The sequence below is a fragment of the Streptomyces sp. NPDC017979 genome (assembly GCF_044328175.1).
In the GTDB taxonomy this organism is placed as follows: domain Bacteria; phylum Actinomycetota; class Actinomycetes; order Streptomycetales; family Streptomycetaceae; genus Streptomyces.
Genome location: NZ_JBIRGU010000016.1, coordinates 102,400 through 118,043 on the forward strand (window position 1 = coordinate 102,400; position 15,644 = coordinate 118,043).

Consider the following 15,644-nt stretch of genomic DNA (forward strand, 5'->3'; position numbering starts at 1 on the left):
GGGCCGCTCAGTGCTCGGGGACGCGCTCGACGGTGCCGAGGTGCCGGGAGCGTTCGGCGGCGAAGGCCGCGAGGTGGCTGCTCAGGGACTCGGCCGGCCCGGAGCGGATGAAGGACCGGTCCCCGGTGGCGAGCGCGGCGACGAAGGACGCGATCAGGACGGTGTCGCCGCCGCCGTGCCCGTCCGCCGCGTTGGAGCCGGTCGCGGCCGTCTCGTGCACGGTCACGCTGTCGTCGCGGAAGTCGTGGACGGTGACGCGCTCCCCGTCACCGCGCAGCCAGCCGTGGCTGCCGAAGATCCGGGTCTGCCGGTGCGTCTGCTCGGTGAACGCGGTCATGGTGAACGTGCCGGTCAGCCCGCCCGAAAGCTGCATCGCCACGACCTGGTTGTCGACCACGTCGTTGTCGGTGCGGTACACGCAGCGGCCGTACGGGCCCGAGCGCAGCGCCTCGGTCAGCACGGCCTCGTCCGCGGGCCCCGCGGCCCGGTCCGTGACGTGGCTGACGGGCCACTGGCCCCCGGTGCGCCGCAGCGCGGGGTAGTACAACTTGCGCGCCGAGTAGGGGCAGTCCGTCTCGACGCCCGCCGGGCAGGTCAGGCAGTTGTCGGTGGAGCCGTCGGGCGCGTTCTCCGGCCGGAAGTGGGCCAGGGAGCCGAAGCTGGCGACCGACTCGATCCGACGTCCCGTCACATAGGTGATCCAGTCCAGGTCGTGGCTGGACTTGGCGAGGATCATCGGGGACGACTCGTCCTGGCGCCGCCAGGGCCCCCGCACGTAGCTGTGGGCGTAGTGCCACCAGCCGACCGGCTCCAGGTGCTCGATGCCGGTGAGGGTGCCGAGCACCCCGCTGTCGACCACGCCCTTCACCAGGTCGGTGTAGGGCGTGTAGCGCAGGACGTGGCAGACCGCGAAGGGCACGCCGGTCTCCCGTACGCCCGTCACCAGCGTGCGGCACTCCTCCTCGGTGGGCGCGAGCGGCTTCTCCGTCAAGATGGCGTAGCCGGCACCGGCCAGGGCCAGGACGGGCTCGACGTGGTCCCGGTCCTGGGTGCAGACCATGACGGCGTCGGCGATCCGCTCCCCGGTGGGGGAGGGTTCGAGCAGGGCGCGCCAGTCGTCGTACTCGGCCACCGGACCGACGGCGCGTTCGACGGCCCGCGCACGGGCGCGCGGATCGGGGTCGGCCACGGCGGTCAGCCGGGCCCGCGAGGGGTGGTCGTGGATCCAGTCGGTGTAGGTCAGACCCCGGTTGCCCGCGCCGACCAGGGCGATCTGGACGGGCCGGTCCTCGGGGATCGAGCCGGCGACGGGCGGGGTGGAGGCAGCAGACATGGTCGGTCCCGGGTGTTCGCGGAGAACGCAGGCGGCAGGGGTACGGAGAAGGGGGGGGCGCGGGCACGGCGACCCGCGCCCCGGCATCGGCTAGCCGAGCAGCAGGTTTCCGGCCTCGTGCCGGATCCGGTCGCCCTCGGGCGGCATCGCGGTGCGTCTCGTGCCGTCCTCGACGCAGCCGCTGTGCAGCAGGTGGCCGGAGCCCGCGAAGGCGCCGGCGGCCAACTCAAGACGGCCGCCGCTGAACGTGGAGTTCGACGCCTGGTAGCGGTTGGTGCCCTCGGTGATCTTCAGATGGGCGGTGTCGGAGACGGCGGTCTCGCCGTGGAATCCGTCCAGTCGCCAAGTGACGGTGCGCTCGCCGCCGGTGCGGCCGAGCAGTGCGCCGGCGCCGTTCGTCCCCGAGAAGCGCGCTCCGCCGTCGAGGCGGATCTCCTGGTCCTTGCCGGAGTTCAGGACGAAGCCGGTGTCGCGGTAGCGGCCGCCGCTGACCGTGGTGGAGGGGTGCGCCAGCGAACTGGGCGCGGCCTTGTCGGACGCGCCGGTGAAGACGCAGCGCTCCAGCACCAGGTCACCGGTGCCCTTGAAGGCGGCGCCGTCGAGACCGGTGAGGGTGACCCGCTCCAGATGGACGTCGGCGCTCACGTTCTCCTGGGTGACCACCGAGCCCTTGCCCTGGTGGAAGGTGGAGTCGGCCACCACGTTGGCGCGCCGGGAGAGCTTGGACGCCTGGGTGATCACCAGGGGGCCGGACGCGGTGCAGCCGCGCATCTGCACGCCGTCGGCGTTCACCCAGATCATGCCGGAGCCGGACTGGGAGTTGCCGATGACCCGCAGGTCCTCCAGGGTCAGGTCGGTGACCTTCACCCGGGCCACGAACCAGGAGCAGACGTGCTGGCGCACGGTGATCCGCTTCGCCGCGGAGCCCCAGGCGGCGCCCGAGTTGGCGAACGTCATCAGCCCCGAGTTGCCGGTGTAGACCAGGTCGTGTTCGAACTGGCCGTGGGTGACGAAGGGGCCCTGGTCGTCGCCGTCGCCGTGGCAGTTGGTGACGTAGCCGTAGGCGGAGGCCGTCCAGTCGTTGAGGTGCCGGGCGTTGGACGCGTGGCAGTCCTCGACGTGGCCGTACAGACAGTAGATCTGCTGGGTGAGGTAGCCGGCGCCGCCCCAGGTGACGGACGCGGGGTTGCGCAGTTGGCACTGGTAGGTGTGGAAGTAGGTGCACCAGCGGCGCATCACCACGGGCCAGAAGGTGTCCGTCGCGTCGATCCCGGACACGTCGCAGGAGACCGCGTACTCGTACGCGACGGGGTGGGAACCGGTGTACTGGTCGCCGCCCTTCACGCCCTCGAAGACCATGTTGCGCACGTGGGCGCGCTCGACGGGCTCGACGCGGGTCCAGCGGAAGGTGCGGCCGGCGGCCAGCTCCCAGCCGATCTTGTAGTTGACCCGGACGTGCGTCCCGTCGACCTTCTGGGTGATCTGGACGAGCCGCTGCACCTCGCGCTCGTACTTGCCGCCGCCCTTGACCCCGTCGACCTCCACGGCCCACCACTGGCCGACCTCGAAGGCGCCCGAGTCGGGCACCTCGAAGACGTCCGCGAGGTCGGGCATCGGCGCCGAGAGGGTGGCGGTGACCTTGGTGTCGGTGACCTTCCCCTGGAAGAGGAGGACCGCGCCGAAGGGGTTGTCGGCGGTGTTGCGCTCGATGCCGGTGGTACGGACCCGGTGGCCGCCGAAGTCCAGCTCGATCCCGGACCGGCCGAAGGTGTGCCGCCGGGTGAACAGCAGGTCCGTGTGGGCCTCGATCCGGTGCACGGACGCGTCGTTCACCAGCGCGTCGAGCGCGGCGTCCGCGGGGGCGCCGTCGTCGAAGTGCCCGAAGGTGCGGAAGTCGACGACGCCGTCGTGCAACTGGAGCCAGCGGCCGCGGGGGCCGGGGGCGGCGGGGGCGAGCACGGTGCCGCCGTTGTGGGCGGCGGCGGACGAGGCGTCCCAGCGGAGGGACGCCCCGCCGCCGTCGCCCGCGGTGCGGTAACCGGCGACGACGGCGACCTCGCCGTCCTCCAACTGCTTGGGCGAAAGGGCGCGCAGCGCGGCCACGTCGGTGACGGCGCGGATCCGCGCCGCGCCCTTGGGGCCCTTGGCCGCGGCGGGCTGCGTGCCCGCCGCGGTGGCGGCGATGAGCAACCCGCCGATGCCACCGGCGCGCAACAGGTTGCGGCGCCCGGTGCGGTCGGGGGCGGCGGGGGTGTCAGGGGTGTCGGGGCCGTCCGTCAACGGACGCGCGAAGGGGCGGGGCACAGAGCTCACGGGGTCCTCAGCCTTCGAGAGGGTGGGCAAGTGAGGTGAGGGGGGTCCCGCGGCGAGAGCCGGAGCACCGGACGTCGGTACGGTGCGTCACACAGGCGGATGGCTGAAAAGCGATGGTGAGGCGAGAGGGGGTGCGGTGGCCGGGGGAGCAGCCCCGGGGGATGGAACACCAGCAACCGTGGGGCGAGCGGTGTGATCCGCTCGACACGCCAGGAACTTAAACCGCGTGTACGGAGTCGGTCAACCCTTTGCGGTTGGCCGAATCCATCTGCGCGTCGCCCCGCCGCCCGCGCCGGCTCACGCGCTGGACACCCCGCCGTGCCCCTGCGGAAGCGTCTGCCTCTGCGGCCCGGTGGTGGGTTGTTCGCGCAGTTCCCCGCGCCCCTAAAAGCCTGCCCCTGACCCGCAGACGAATGGCGGGGGTCAGCACATCAGGGGCGCGGGGAACTGCGCGAGAACCACGCACGGTCCGCAGAGACCAACGCACCCGCGGGGTCACGGCGGAGGGTCAGGCGCGCGAGGAAGGGCGCAAGCACAAGCGCGGCAACGGGCCCGCGGGGCGCCGCAGACGCGCTCCCGGGCGCGCGGGTCAGGAAACGGGCGCGTAGCCCAAGGCGCGGCTGATGCGTTGCGCCGCGTCAGCCACCTCGCGCCCGATCTCCTGGAACCGCCAACTCGGCTGGTCCAACTTCAGCCCCGTGACGCTGATCGCCCCCGCCGTCCCCCCGCGGTGGTCCCGCACCACGCTCCCCACGCAGAAGATGCCCTCCGCGTCCTCCTCGTCGTCCAGCGCGTACCCGGACATCCGGATGTCCCGCAGGTGCGCGAGCAGGGTCTCCTCGTCGGTGATCGTGCGGGAGGTGCGCCGGCGCAGCCCGGTGCGGGCGATCAGCGCGCGCGCCTCGTCCAGCGGCATCTCGGCGAGCAGAGCCTTGCCGAGCCCGGAGCAGTGCGGCAGCTCACGCGTGCCCATCCGCAGGTCGAGCCGGGGCCCGTGCTCCAGGTCGACCTGGTCGATGACGACGGCGTGGCCCGCTTCGAGCACCGCCACGCGCGACGCCATCCCGGTGGCCGCGGTCAGCTCCAGCAGCACCGGCCGGGCGACGTCCCGCAGCGAGACCTGGGAGCGGGCCCGGTCGCCCAGCCGGGCGAGGGCCATCCCGAGCCGGTAGCGGCGGTGCATGCCCTCGCCCTCGTCGGCGACCAGACCGTAGTGGCGCAGCGTCTGGAGGATGCCGAAGGCGGCGCTCTTGGAGATCCCGCACGCCTGGCCGACCTCGGTGACGCTCATGCCGTTCCCGGGCCCCCGGGTGGCGAGCGCCTCCAGGATCTCGGCGCCCCGCCCGACGGTCTTCACCCAGTACTTGGCGCGCTCGGCGGCCTCGGCCCCGGTGTCCACCGCGCCGACCTGTTCCTCGCTCTGGCTGTTCTGCATATCCGAACAGGATAGTGCGATCGAGGGGTGTGCGGTGGCGAAACGACTCTTGACGGCGGAGAAACGGCGATCTACAGTGAGCGCACTGTTCTGCTATGTAGAACAGCGTTCTGAAAATGCGAACGGCGCGGAAACGCCGCCCGCCGCAGGCTTCGGAACGACCACGGAACGCGCTCACCGAGGCGAGGCGACTCGACTCGACCGGGCGCGGTCCACCAGCACGCGACGACTGCCCGGGCGGATGGCACCCGCGACCGGTGGCTGTGCAGAGCCACCGGTCCGACCGACAGCAATCGACGCAAGGAGCACCGCATGACGCTCGCCGAGCGCGCCCGCCGGGTCATCCCCGGAGGTGTCAACAGCGGCCAGCGCAGCATCCCCGGCTTCACCGATCTCGTGATCACCCGTACCAGGGGCGCCCGCTTCTGGGACCAGCACGGCCGGGAATTCACCGACTACCACGCGGCCTTCGGGCCCGCCCTGCTCGGCCACAACGACCCCGACGTGGCCGCCGCCACCGCTGCCGCCGGCGCCGGACTCGCCCTGCCGGGCGTGGCCGTCACCGACGCCGAGGTCACCCTGGCCGAACGCCTCACCGACCTGGTGCCGTCCCTGGAGAAGGTGCTGCTCACCAGCACCGGCAGCGAGGCCACCTTCCACGCCCTGCGGGTCGCCCGCGCGGCCACCGGCCGCCGCCTGGTCGTCAAGTTCCAGGGCTGCTACCACGGCTGGCACGACTCGGTCAGCCTCAACGTGATCTCCGCGCCGGAGCGCGTCGGGTCCCACGACCCGACCTCCACCGGCATCCTCCCGGAGGTCCTGGACGCCACCTTGGTCCTGCGGTTCAACGACGTCGCCGCCGTGCGCCGGGTCTTCGCCGACCACGGCCACGACATCGCCGCCGTCATCCTGGAACCCATCCCGCACAACGTCGGCGCGATCCTGCCCACCGACGACTTCCTGCGCACCCTGCGCGAGGAGTGCACCAAGGCCGGCAGCGTGCTCGTCTTCGACGAGGTCATCACCGGCTTCCGGCACGCACTCGGCGGCTACCAGTCCATCTGCGGGATCACCCCCGACCTCACCACCCTCGGCAAGGCCATCGCCAACGGCGCCCCCATCGGCGCCCTCGGCGGCCGGGCCGACCTGATGGACCTCTTCTCCACCCGCCCCGGCGGCCCGGCCTTCTTCGCCGGCACCTACAACGGCCACCCGCAGGTCGTCTCCGCCGCCATCGCCACCCTGCGCAAGCTCACCGACGAACCCGTCCACGAGCACACCTTCCGGCTCGGCGAACGCGCCCGCACCGAACTCGCGGCGCTCTACCGCCGGCTGGAGGTGCCCGCCGTCGTCACCGGCTTCGGCTCGGTCTTCGTCACCTACTTCATGGCCGGCGAACCCCCGCGCAGCTACGACGACCTGCTCGCCAACGACGCCGCCCGCTTCATCGGGGTCCGGCGCAACCTCACCGAGCACGGCATCTTCGAACTGCCGCTCAACCTCAAGCGCAGCCACATCTCCTACGCCCACACCGACGCCGACATCGACCACCTCATCGAGGCCACCGAGACCGCCGTGCGCAAGACCCTCGCCGAAGGCGGCCCCGACGACCTCGCCCACACCTCCACCATGGGCGGAGCGCAGCGCTGATGCTCACCGTCAACACCACCAGACCGGCCGGCCCCGCCGGACGCATCACCCGGGTCGAGACCCTGGTCCTCGGCACCGCCTGGCGCGACTTCGGCTACGTCCGCATCCACACCGACGAGGGCCTCAGCGGCGTCGGCGAGATCACCCATCCCTACCGCGTCGCCGAGACCTGCCAACTCGCCGAAGCCATGGGCCGGCGCCACCTCATCGGTGCCGACCCCTTCGACGTCGAAGAGATCTGGCTGCGGATGTACCAGGGCGACTTCCTGCGCGGCGGTGACGTCGGCGGCGTCGTCGTCTCCGGAGTCGACCAGGCGCTGTACGACCTGATGGGCAAGGCGCTGGGGCTGCCCGCCTACCGGCTCACCGGCGGCGCCGTCCGCGACCGGGTCCGGGTGTACGCCAACGGCTGGTACACCGGCGAACGCGACCCCGAGGTCTTCGCCGCCAAGGCCCGCGAAACCGTAGCCAAGGGCTACTCCGCCCTCAAGTTCGACCCCTTCGGCGCCGGCCTCACCCATCTGGAGAAGGCCGAACTGCGCCGCTCGGTCGACCTGGTCGCCGCCGTCCGCGCCGCCGTCGGCCCGGACGTCGACCTCTTCATCGAGGGCCACGCCCGCTTCGGCACCGGCACCGCACGCCGCCTCGTGCACGAACTCGCGCCGTACGACATCGGTTGGTTCGAAGAGCCGATGCCCTGGACCCACATCGAGCGCTACGCGGAACTGCGCGCCGTCGCGCCCTTCCCGATCTCCGGCGGGGAGCACTTCCACAACCGCTACGAGTACAAGCAGCTCTTCGCCACCGGCGCCGTCGACATCATCCAGCCCGACCTGTCGATGGCCGGCGGCTTCACCGAGCTGCGCAAGATCGCCGCCCAGGCCGACGCCCACGGCATGACGGTCGCGCCGCACAACTCCAACTCGCCGCTGTGCACCACCGCGTCGGTGCACGCCGCCCTCGGGATCCCCAACTTCCAGATCCTGGAGACCTTCGACGGGCTGCTGGAGCCCTACGTCTTCGACGCCGTCAAGGGCGCCCTGCCCGTCGTCGACGGCCACGTCGAACTGCCCACCGCCCCCGGCCTCGGCATCGAACTCGTCGACGAGGTCTTCGCGGAGCACCCGCCGAGCCACCGGTTCTGGAACATGTTCGCCGAGGGTTGGGAGAAGAGGAACCGCACATGATCGTCGATGTGCACTCCCACCTCTTCCGGCACAGCCACGACTTCGACGACGCCTTCCGCACCGAGTCCGCCCGCGCCCACGCCGGCGAGGTGGACCTCACCGTCCGCTTCGATGAGTACGCCGCCACCGCCCCCGACGACACCCGCACGGTCGTCGTCGGCGGCAAGGCGCGCCGCAGCGGCCTCTGGGTCGACGACGCCGCCGTGGCCGACTACGTCAACGCCCGCCCCGACCGGCTGATCGGCTACCTCTCCGTCGACCCCACCCAACCGGGCTGGCAGGACGAACTGCGCCACGGCCACCAGGACCTCGGCCTGCGCGGCATCAAGATCATGCCGATGTACGCCGGGTTCAACCCCGCCGACCCGGCGTACGACGACCTCTTCGCCTACGCCGAGCGGCACGGGCTGCCGATGCTGGTCCACACCGGGACCACCTTCGTCTCCCAGGCGCCGCTGGAGTACGCGATGCCCCGGCACCTGGACCCGGTCGCCATGCGCCACCCCGAGCTGCGGATGGTCCTCGCCCACCTCGGCCACCCCTTCGAGGGCGAGTGCATCGCCGTCATCCGCAAGCACCGGCACGTCTACGCCGACGTCAGCGCCCTGCACTACCGGCCCTTCCAGCTCTGGCACAGCCTGCGGCTGGTCCAGGACTACGGGGTGTGGGACAAGCTCCTCTTCGGCAGCGACTACCCCTTCACCACGGTCGACGACTCCGTCGCAGGGCTCCGCCGGATCGCCCGCGTCCCCGGCATCCCCGGACTCGACCCGCTCGACCAGGACGCGGTCGAAGCCCTCATCCACCGCCCCGCGCTGGAACTGCTGGGCCTCGACTGAGCCCACCCGGACCGGGCCCGGGCGCCTTCACCGCGCCCGGGCCCGTCCACCCCGACGTACCACCATCAGGAGCGTTCCCCATGCACCGCTTCGACCTCACCGGCCGCACCGCCCTGGTGACCGGTGCCGCCCGCGGCCTCGGCCGGGCCTTCGCCACCGCGCTCGCCGAAGCCGGCGCCGACCTCGTCCTCGTCGACCTGCCCGGCGCCCCCGGGCTCGCCGAGACCGCGGACCTGGTGCGCCGCACCGGCCGCACCGCGCACCCGTACGAGCAGGACCTGTCCCGCACCGACGAACTCGCCGCCTTCGCCGACGAGGTGCGCGCGGCCGTGGGACCGCTGCACGTCCTGGTCAACAACGCAGGCGTCGCCGCCCTGGAGCGCTTCAACGAGATCACGCCCGAGAGCTGGTTCCGCGTCATGCGGGTCAACCTCGACGCCGTCTTCTTCCTCACCCAACGCATCGCCGAACACATGGTCAACGACCGGGTCGCGGGCCGGATCATCACCGTCACCTCCAAGAACGGCCTGGTCGCCGAGGCCGGACTCGCGCACTACAACGCCTCCAAGGCCGCCGCCGAACTGCTCAGCCAGACCCTCGCCATCGAACTCGCACCGCACGGCATCACCGTCAACACGCTGGCGCCCGGCATGGTGGAGACCCCCATCGACGGCGAGTTCCCCTTCGACCGGGACGCCTTCGAAGCCGCCTACCGCGAGCGGATCCCGCTCGGGCGCTACGCCCGGCCCGAAGAGTGCACCGGGGCGCTGCTGCTGCTCGCCTCCGACGAGGGCAGCTACCTCACCGGCAGCCGCATCGTGGTCGACGGCGGCGTCCTCGCCGACCAGATGCCCCGCACCCGCTTCATGCCCCCCTACCGCAACACGCTTCCGTCGGCGGACCCCGCGCCATGACGGTCGCCCACCGCACCGCCCGCCCCGACGACGAGCCCGCCCTGTGCGCGCTGTGGGCCACGGCCTTCGCCGGCGCCCCTGTCGTCGAGCTGTGGCGGCTGGCCCCCGAACGCCACCGGCGCACCCTGGTCGCCGTCGACGACGGCACCGTGGTCTCCGCCCTGCACCACCAGCCACGCCCGCTGCGTTCGGCCACCGGAACGGTCGAACGCGTCGGATGCGTCGGCTCGGTGGCGACCCTGCCCGAGGCCCGGGGCCGCGGCCACGTCCGCGCCCTCCTCGCCGCGGCCGTCCGCGCCATGACGGCCGACGGCTGTGCCTGGTCGCTGCTGTTCACCGACACGCCGGGGGTGTACGAGGGCGAGGGGTGGCGCACCTTCTCCCGGCCCACCTGGCACGGGCCCTGCGCCGACCCCGCGCCCCGGCCCGGGCGCGAGGTGCGCATCAGAGCGGCCCGAGCTGCCGACCGCCCGGCGCTCACCGCGCTGCACGACGCGTACGACGCACACCGCCCGCTCACCACGGTCCGCACCGCCGCCGACTGGGCGCACCGGCTCCCCGCCTGGTACGTCCCCGGCACCACCGACACCCTCGTCGCCGAGGACGCCGCCGGGCGGTGCGTCGGATACGTCGTCCTGCGTCGCCACGGCGACGGCACGGCGGACCTCGACGAGATCGCGCTCGGCGCCGCCGCGCCGGCCGAGCCGCTGGCCAGGGCGCTGTTCGCAGCGGCGGCCGAGCGGGTCGGGCCGGGCAACACCGTCCGGGTGCACCTGCCCGCCGACGGCGCGGTGCTGGCCGCCCTGCCCGCCTTGCTGGCCGAAGCGTGGGTCACCGACGACCGCACCGGCATGGCCCGCCCGCTGCACACCACCGCGGCGGCGGTACGGGCCACCGTCACGGCGCCCGGCGCGACCCACTGGCACGGCGACTCGTTCTGACGCCGCACCGGTCGGGCACCTACTGCGGCCGGTGCGTCCAGCCGCGGGCCGTACGGGTCAGCTCCTGGAAGCCGAGCGAAGCCAACAGGGCCCGCTCCGCCGCCGCTTCGTCGTCGTCGGCGGCATAGGCGAGCAGCCGGTCGACCCCGGCCAGCGCCAACCAGCGCCGGGCCTCCCCGAACAGCCACTGCGGCAACCCCGCCACCGGCCCGTCCGGCAGGTCGAAGTCCGCGACGTCCGCGGTGCCGCCGGAGCGGGCGAGCCGCTCGGGACGGTCGAGTTGGGTGTCCAGTTCGACGTACGCCACGTCCGCACCGTCGAGCCGGGCGATCAGCCGGGTGCCCAGCGGGCCGAGGACCCGGCGGACGGTCAGCCCCGGCAGCGGTGCCGGACCCGGGGCGGGCAGGGCGTCCACCGCGGCGAGCAGCACGACCTCGACGTCCCCGGTGTGGACGAAACCGGCGCGTTCGACGACGGCGCGCACATGGGGCCAGGCGTCCGGGAGGCCGTACACACCGGGGACCGGGAGGCTGCCGTCGAGGAACCGGGTCCGCACGTGCCAACGGCTGAGCTGCGCCAGGCACGCGGACATCAGTACGTCCGCTGCCGTCGAGCCCGCGCCGGCACCTTCGGCACCCTCTTCGGCGTCGTCGGGATCCGCGGGCACGTGCAGGAACCACTCCACCTGCCCGGCGTCCCGGTAGTCGTCGCCGACGTCCGGGTCGTTGCGGTAGCGCAGCAGGTGAGCGGCGGCCACGACGCGCTGCCGCTGCTGGGCGATCAGGGTGACCCGCTCGGCCACCCACGGGTCGGTGACGTACTCGTCGGGGTGGCGCTCCAGGCTGCTGAGGACGGTGTTCACCGACGCGGCCGCACCGGGGACGACGGCGGCGGCGTGCGCATTGACGAGCGCGGTCAGCTGATCGCGGTCCTCGCGGTGGAAGGGGCGCACGTACACGGAAGAAGACACGACAGGGCCTCCGTAGGAAACGGTCGGGGAGGCCGCCATGAGGTGCGGTACCCGATCACCGTAACACCCCTTCTCACCCCCGTGGCTGCCGGGGGAACCGCCCGGACCGGCGCTCGCGAGACCCTAGGGTGAGCCCGACGAGATCGTTCGGCAGACCGAGAGGTGGCGCATGGGCGCGATGAGTCCGCAGATCAAGGAGCGGGTCGACGGGGCGTTCTTCTGGTTCGTGGCGACCGTCACGGACGACGGCGCTCCCCATGTGAGCCCCATGTGGCTGGGGAGCAAGGGCGACCTGCTGCTGTTCAACACGGCCCGCGGGCGCATCAAGGAGCGCAACCTGCGCCTCGACCCCCGGGTGCACCTCTCGAACGTCGCCCCGGGTGACCCCTACGACCGGGTGCAGATCCAAGGGCGCGTGGTGGGCTTCGTCGACGGCGCCGAGGCGGACCGGGACATCGACCGGCTCGCGCAGAAGTACCTGGGCACGGACTTCACCGAACTGCGGGTGCCGGGCGAGCAGCGGGTGAGCGTGCTCATCGAGCCGCTGCGGGCGCGACACGTCGTGGGCGTGGAGAAGTTCCCCGAAGGCGTCCTGGAGCAGCAGGCCGGCCGGCACTGACGGGGCGTACGCAACGGCTCCCGGGCACCCGCACGTCCAGCGGGCGCCCGGGAGCCGCCGTCCGTTCGGCCCGTCGGCCGTCGCTCAGCCCGTCGACAGGGGGGACAGCGCGGAGATCTCCGGCAGGGACAGGTCCATCCGCTCGTGCAGGAACCGCACGATCGTCCAGTGCGGCAGCGCGCCGTCGTCGAAGGGCCCGAACTCCCGGCAGTACAGCGGGATCCAGCGCAGGGCCTCCTCCACGGTCCGCTCCCGTCCGGGCTGCTCCTGCTGGTAGTCGCCGTAGGCGATGCTGCGGTGCTCGATGAGGACCCGCCCCGGCAGCCGCTCCTCGCACAGCGCCCGGTACTCCCGGGTCTGGAGGATCAGGTAGTGCCACACCTCGTCGACGTGCTGTTCCACCGGGAGGAAGAGGCCGGCGAGTTGGTCGCGGTAGCGCGAGACCAAGTAGAGGTAGCGCAGGCACTCCAGGGCCTGGCGCCGCGCGTGGGGCTCGGGGTACCCCGAGTTCTGCACGTGGGCGACGACCTCTTCGTACAGGGGCGCGCCGAGCAGTTCGATCAGGTCGTCCGACGACAGGCGGCCCTGCACGGGCGGGTGTTCCATCCGTTCGGTCGTCATCAACGCTCCCGTACCAGCCAGGCGTACTTCCCCGACGCCCCGATGGGGATCCGCGTGCGGTGCACGCTGCGGCAGGCGAAGCCGGTCAGATCGCTGGTGAGCTTCTCCAGCGCGGTGCTCGACGCGCCGTCCAGCGGCGCGCCGTCGAAGGTGGTGTAGCGCAAGGTGGCCTCCCGCGGCCCGGTGGTGCGCAGTTGGCTGAGGAAGATCCGGGGCGAGGACGCCGTCACGCAGGCGTCCAGGTCGCCCTGGGAGACGGGCCCGTCGGCGGTGGGCAGCAGTTCCTTCTCCCGGCCGCAGAACTGCACGACCTTGGTGGGGTCGGGGCTGTCGTCGCTCGTGCGCACGCAGTCCCCGGAGCGGTAGCGCACCAGCGGCATGTACGGATTGCGGACGCTGGTGACGATCAGGCCGTGCAGGGCACTGCCCGGGGCGAGCGGCACCAACTCGACGCCCATCCGGTCGAGGTGGGGGTGGTACACCCCGGCGGCGTCGCTGTAGTAGAGGTAGCCGAGCTCGGTGCTGCCGAAGAGGTCGACGACCGGGCAGCCGAGGTGGTGCTCCAGGTACTGCCGTACGTTCGCGGGGGTGTACTCGTACGCCGTGACGACGCTCGCGGGCCGGGGGAAGTCGTCCCAGATGCCCCACGCGATGGCCTTGCGCACCAGGTGCGCCAAGTGGAGGCCGGAGCAGTCGAGGTGGTACCAGCCTCGGGGGTGCACCCGGCGCTCCGAGCGGATCTCGCCGATCATGCGCTCGATGTCGTCGCGCTCCCACTGCTCGGGGTCGAGGCGGAGGTTCAGATAGACCGTGCGGTCGTCGAGGCGCCGATCGGCGAGCGACGGCACCGGGTCCGGGTCGACCCCGCGCTTCGCGGCGTTGACCCGCGCCACGTGCTCGGTCGCCAGCACCGTCGTCAGCGATACCCGGCGGCAGCCCTCGCGGAAGGTCCGGCCGATGTCGGGGTGGTCGTTCCACAGCCGGTAGTAGGTCTTCAGCAGGAAGTACGGCGGTCGGATCAGCCGCATCCGGGCGTGGTTGGTGCCCGTGGAGAGCACGTACTCCGCCTCGCCCCGCTTCAGCGCCGCCGCAAGCTGGGGCGTCATCCAATTGTCCGGAAATCCCCGGGCTATTTCCGATTTCTCAAGGATGGGAAACCAGCCGCGCTCGATGGAATCCCGGTATATGGGGATGTCCCGGATCTGGTCGATGACGTCGGTCGTGGGTTGACCGTCCGGGTACACGCTTTCGGGCATGTTCTTGACCACATTTCGCCGTTTCGCGGTTTCGCGTGTCATCTCGGGTGCGAGGGCGGCGCGCCGACGGTGGCGAACGGGGGCCGGGCGGCGGTCGGAGGGCGCCGCCCGGCCCCCGCGCTCGGTGCGCCGTGGGGCGGGACCGGTTAGGAGATGCAGCCGGCCTTCGGGGCTGCGCTGATACAACCGGCCTTGGCCGTGGCGCTGATGCAGCCGGCCTTGTCCGCGCCGCCGGCGCTCGCGGCGGGGGAGTTGGCCGCGTGCCAGGCGTTCCAGACCTCGTCCTGGACCATCTTCTTGATGAGCTGCTCCATGTCGGCCTCCATCGGTCGGGCGGCGTGGGGGCCGCGTTTCCGTTCACCTGGAAACTATGGAATTTGACGTACCACTGTCAATGAAATTCTTCGTTCACTTGATGAGAGACCGCTCATGGAAATCCAGCCAGTGACTTCCATGAGAAAAATTTCATGAATGGAATTGCCCGAGGGTGTTCTGTCTCCTTCGCGGGCCGGTGTTTCCGGCGGAAGCCGCCGTGCCGGCGCGCCTGCCGGCCGCGCCACCCGGCCCGGGCGCCGTCGGCGCCCGAACACGTCGCCCACGCCGTCTGCGCGGCTCGACTTCGGTCCGACCCCTTGACGAAGCTTCGGTCATCAATCCACACTTCCAGTCAAGCTCGGTCAGGTCCGGGCGGTCCAGAGCGGCCCCAGTCAGGAGGTTGTGATGCTTCCAGCAGAGCGCCATCGGCGCATTTCCGCCGTGGTCGACCGGGTCGGCACCATCAGCACGGAGGACCTGGCGGACCAGTTGGGGGTGTCGGCGGAGACCGTCCGCCGTGACCTCGGACAGATGGAGCGGCGCGGCGTCCTGCGCCGCGTCCGCGGCGGCGCCGCCTCCCTCGCCGTGGTGCAGGGCGTCGGCGGCGAGGAAGCCTCCTTCGCCGACCGCGCCACCTCCCAGACCGAGGCGAAGTCCGCCATCGGCCGGGCCGCCGCCGACCTGGTGCGCCCCGGCATGACGGTCGCGATCGACGTCGGCACCACGGCCGTGGAGATCGCCCGCGCCCTCGCACCGGACTTCCGCGGCACCGTCGTCACGCCGTCCCTCCAGGTGGCCGGCGTCGTCGCCGCCCTGCCGCAGGCCGTCGTCCTGCTGCCCGGCGGCCGGGTGCGCGGCGGCGACCTGGTCTGCTCCGGCCCGGGCACGGTCCGCTTCTTCGCCGACGTCTTCGCCGACCTGGCCTTCATCGGCTCCGGCGGCATCGACACCGACGCCGGGGTGACCGACTTCCACTACGAGGAGATCGCGACCAAGCAGCAGATCCTGACCAACAGCGCCCGCACCTACGTGGTGGCGGACGGGAACAAATGGGGACGCGTCGCCGGACACCGCGTGTGTGCCTTCGGCGACGTGACGGGGGTGATCACCGACGCGTCCGCGGACACCGACCTCACCGCGGCCGTGAAGGACACCGGGTGCGAGGTGGTGGTGGCCTGACGACGCGCCCCCGGCGCACACGGCCACCCACGCCCGCACCACGGACTTCAACCTCATCAGCTTCCGCTCGCC

The 15,644-nt window shown here is 72.1% G+C and carries 14 protein-coding genes; 7 read left to right on the top strand and 7 right to left on the bottom strand.

Annotation, left to right across the window (positions count from 1 at the left end; translation table 11 throughout):
• Nucleotides 1–7 precede the first annotated feature (7 nt).
• The 3 genes from ACH4E8_RS30945 to ACH4E8_RS30955 form a co-directional block, all read right to left on the bottom strand.
• Nucleotides 8–1,333, bottom strand: a complete 1,326-nt coding sequence (locus ACH4E8_RS30945; protein WP_398454588.1) for a Gfo/Idh/MocA family protein — start codon at nt 1,331–1,333, stop codon at nt 8–10.
• A 90-nt stretch (nt 1,334–1,423) separates the two neighbouring features.
• On the bottom strand, nt 1,424–3,292 hold the full coding sequence (locus ACH4E8_RS30950; protein WP_398454702.1) for a peptidase C14: 1,869 nt from the start codon (nt 3,290–3,292) through the stop codon (nt 1,424–1,426).
• Between the two features lie 943 nt (nt 3,293–4,235).
• The gene (locus ACH4E8_RS30955; protein ID WP_398454704.1) at nt 4,236–5,003 is read right to left on the bottom strand and encodes an IclR family transcriptional regulator; all 768 of its coding nucleotides are present in this window, start codon (nt 5,001–5,003) and stop codon (nt 4,236–4,238) included.
• 390 nt (nt 5,004–5,393) lie between these two features.
• On the opposite strand from ACH4E8_RS30955, the gene ACH4E8_RS30960 reads away from it, so the two are divergent.
• The 5 genes from ACH4E8_RS30960 (at nt 5,394) to ACH4E8_RS30980 (ending at nt 10,612) form a co-directional block, all read left to right on the top strand.
• Nucleotides 5,394–6,731 carry an aspartate aminotransferase family protein gene (locus tag ACH4E8_RS30960; protein WP_398454591.1) on the top strand — a complete coding sequence of 446 codons (1,338 nt, stop codon included), beginning with the start codon at nt 5,394–5,396 and terminating at the stop codon, nt 6,729–6,731.
• The gene (locus tag ACH4E8_RS30965; RefSeq protein ID WP_398454593.1) at nt 6,731–7,918 is read left to right on the top strand and encodes a mandelate racemase/muconate lactonizing enzyme family protein; all 1,188 of its coding nucleotides are present in this window, start codon (nt 6,731–6,733) and stop codon (nt 7,916–7,918) included. Before ACH4E8_RS30960 ends, ACH4E8_RS30965 begins: the two co-directional genes overlap by 1 nt.
• Complete coding sequence (locus tag ACH4E8_RS30970; RefSeq protein WP_398454595.1) at nt 7,915–8,757, top strand: amidohydrolase family protein; 843 nt, start codon at nt 7,915–7,917, stop codon at nt 8,755–8,757. The genes ACH4E8_RS30965 and ACH4E8_RS30970 overlap by 4 nt, the downstream gene beginning before the upstream one ends.
• Before the next feature lie 80 nt (nt 8,758–8,837).
• Nucleotides 8,838–9,671: an SDR family NAD(P)-dependent oxidoreductase gene (locus tag ACH4E8_RS30975; RefSeq protein ID WP_398454598.1), complete on the top strand. Its 834-nt coding sequence runs from the start codon at nt 8,838–8,840 to the stop codon at nt 9,669–9,671.
• Complete coding sequence (locus ACH4E8_RS30980) at nt 9,668–10,612, top strand: GNAT family N-acetyltransferase (RefSeq protein WP_398454600.1); 945 nt, start codon at nt 9,668–9,670, stop codon at nt 10,610–10,612. Before ACH4E8_RS30975 ends, ACH4E8_RS30980 begins: the two co-directional genes overlap by 4 nt.
• A 19-nt stretch (nt 10,613–10,631) precedes the next feature.
• On the opposite strand, the gene ACH4E8_RS30985 is transcribed toward ACH4E8_RS30980, so the two are convergent.
• The gene (locus ACH4E8_RS30985; protein ID WP_398454603.1) at nt 10,632–11,582 is read right to left on the bottom strand and encodes an N-acetyltransferase; all 951 of its coding nucleotides are present in this window, start codon (nt 11,580–11,582) and stop codon (nt 10,632–10,634) included.
• A 169-nt stretch (nt 11,583–11,751) separates the two neighbouring features.
• Between ACH4E8_RS30985 and ACH4E8_RS30990 the strand changes: the two genes are divergently transcribed.
• Entirely contained in the window at nt 11,752–12,201 is a 450-nt protein-coding gene (locus tag ACH4E8_RS30990) for a PPOX class F420-dependent oxidoreductase (protein WP_398454606.1), read from the top strand.
• An 84-nt stretch (nt 12,202–12,285) separates the two neighbouring features.
• Here ACH4E8_RS30990 and ACH4E8_RS30995 read toward each other — a convergent pair whose 3' ends face one another.
• The 3 genes from ACH4E8_RS30995 to ACH4E8_RS31005 all read right to left on the bottom strand — a co-directional run bounded on the left by ACH4E8_RS30995 (nt 12,286) and on the right by ACH4E8_RS31005 (nt 14,392).
• On the bottom strand, nt 12,286–12,822 hold the full coding sequence (locus ACH4E8_RS30995) for a hypothetical protein (protein ID WP_398454609.1): 537 nt from the start codon (nt 12,820–12,822) through the stop codon (nt 12,286–12,288).
• Nucleotides 12,822–14,078: a hypothetical protein gene (locus ACH4E8_RS31000; RefSeq protein WP_398454611.1), complete on the bottom strand. Its 1,257-nt coding sequence runs from the start codon at nt 14,076–14,078 to the stop codon at nt 12,822–12,824. Before ACH4E8_RS31000 ends, ACH4E8_RS30995 begins: the two co-directional genes overlap by 1 nt.
• 146 nt (nt 14,079–14,224) lie before the next feature.
• On the bottom strand, nt 14,225–14,392 hold the full coding sequence (locus ACH4E8_RS31005; protein ID WP_398454613.1) for a hypothetical protein: 168 nt from the start codon (nt 14,390–14,392) through the stop codon (nt 14,225–14,227).
• 406 nt (nt 14,393–14,798) lie between these two features.
• On the opposite strand from ACH4E8_RS31005, the gene ACH4E8_RS31010 reads away from it, so the two are divergent.
• Nucleotides 14,799–15,572 carry a DeoR/GlpR family DNA-binding transcription regulator gene (locus ACH4E8_RS31010; protein WP_398454615.1) on the top strand — a complete coding sequence of 258 codons (774 nt, stop codon included), beginning with the start codon at nt 14,799–14,801 and terminating at the stop codon, nt 15,570–15,572.
• Nucleotides 15,573–15,644: the final 72 nt, after the last annotated feature.

Excerpts from the sequence above, each read along its gene's own strand:
- ACH4E8_RS30945 (WP_398454588.1), bottom strand. The coding sequence starts at position 1,333 with ATGTCTGCTGCCTCCACCCCGCCCGTCGCCGGCTCGATCCCCGAGGAC.
- ACH4E8_RS30960 (WP_398454591.1), top strand. The coding sequence starts at position 5,394 with ATGACGCTCGCCGAGCGCGCCCGCCGGGTCATCCCCGGAGGTGTCAAC.
- ACH4E8_RS30965 (WP_398454593.1), top strand. The coding sequence starts at position 6,731 with ATGCTCACCGTCAACACCACCAGACCGGCCGGCCCCGCCGGACGCATC.
- ACH4E8_RS30970 (WP_398454595.1), top strand. The coding sequence starts at position 7,915 with ATGATCGTCGATGTGCACTCCCACCTCTTCCGGCACAGCCACGACTTC.
- ACH4E8_RS30975 (WP_398454598.1), top strand. The coding sequence starts at position 8,838 with ATGCACCGCTTCGACCTCACCGGCCGCACCGCCCTGGTGACCGGTGCC.
- ACH4E8_RS30980 (WP_398454600.1), top strand. The coding sequence starts at position 9,668 with ATGACGGTCGCCCACCGCACCGCCCGCCCCGACGACGAGCCCGCCCTG.
- ACH4E8_RS30990 (WP_398454606.1), top strand. The coding sequence starts at position 11,752 with ATGGGCGCGATGAGTCCGCAGATCAAGGAGCGGGTCGACGGGGCGTTC.
- ACH4E8_RS30995 (WP_398454609.1), bottom strand. The coding sequence starts at position 12,822 with ATGACGACCGAACGGATGGAACACCCGCCCGTGCAGGGCCGCCTGTCG.
- ACH4E8_RS31000 (WP_398454611.1), bottom strand. The coding sequence starts at position 14,078 with ATGCCCGAAAGCGTGTACCCGGACGGTCAACCCACGACCGACGTCATC.
- ACH4E8_RS31005 (WP_398454613.1), bottom strand. The coding sequence starts at position 14,392 with ATGGAGCAGCTCATCAAGAAGATGGTCCAGGACGAGGTCTGGAACGCC.
- ACH4E8_RS31010 (WP_398454615.1), top strand. The coding sequence starts at position 14,799 with ATGCTTCCAGCAGAGCGCCATCGGCGCATTTCCGCCGTGGTCGACCGG.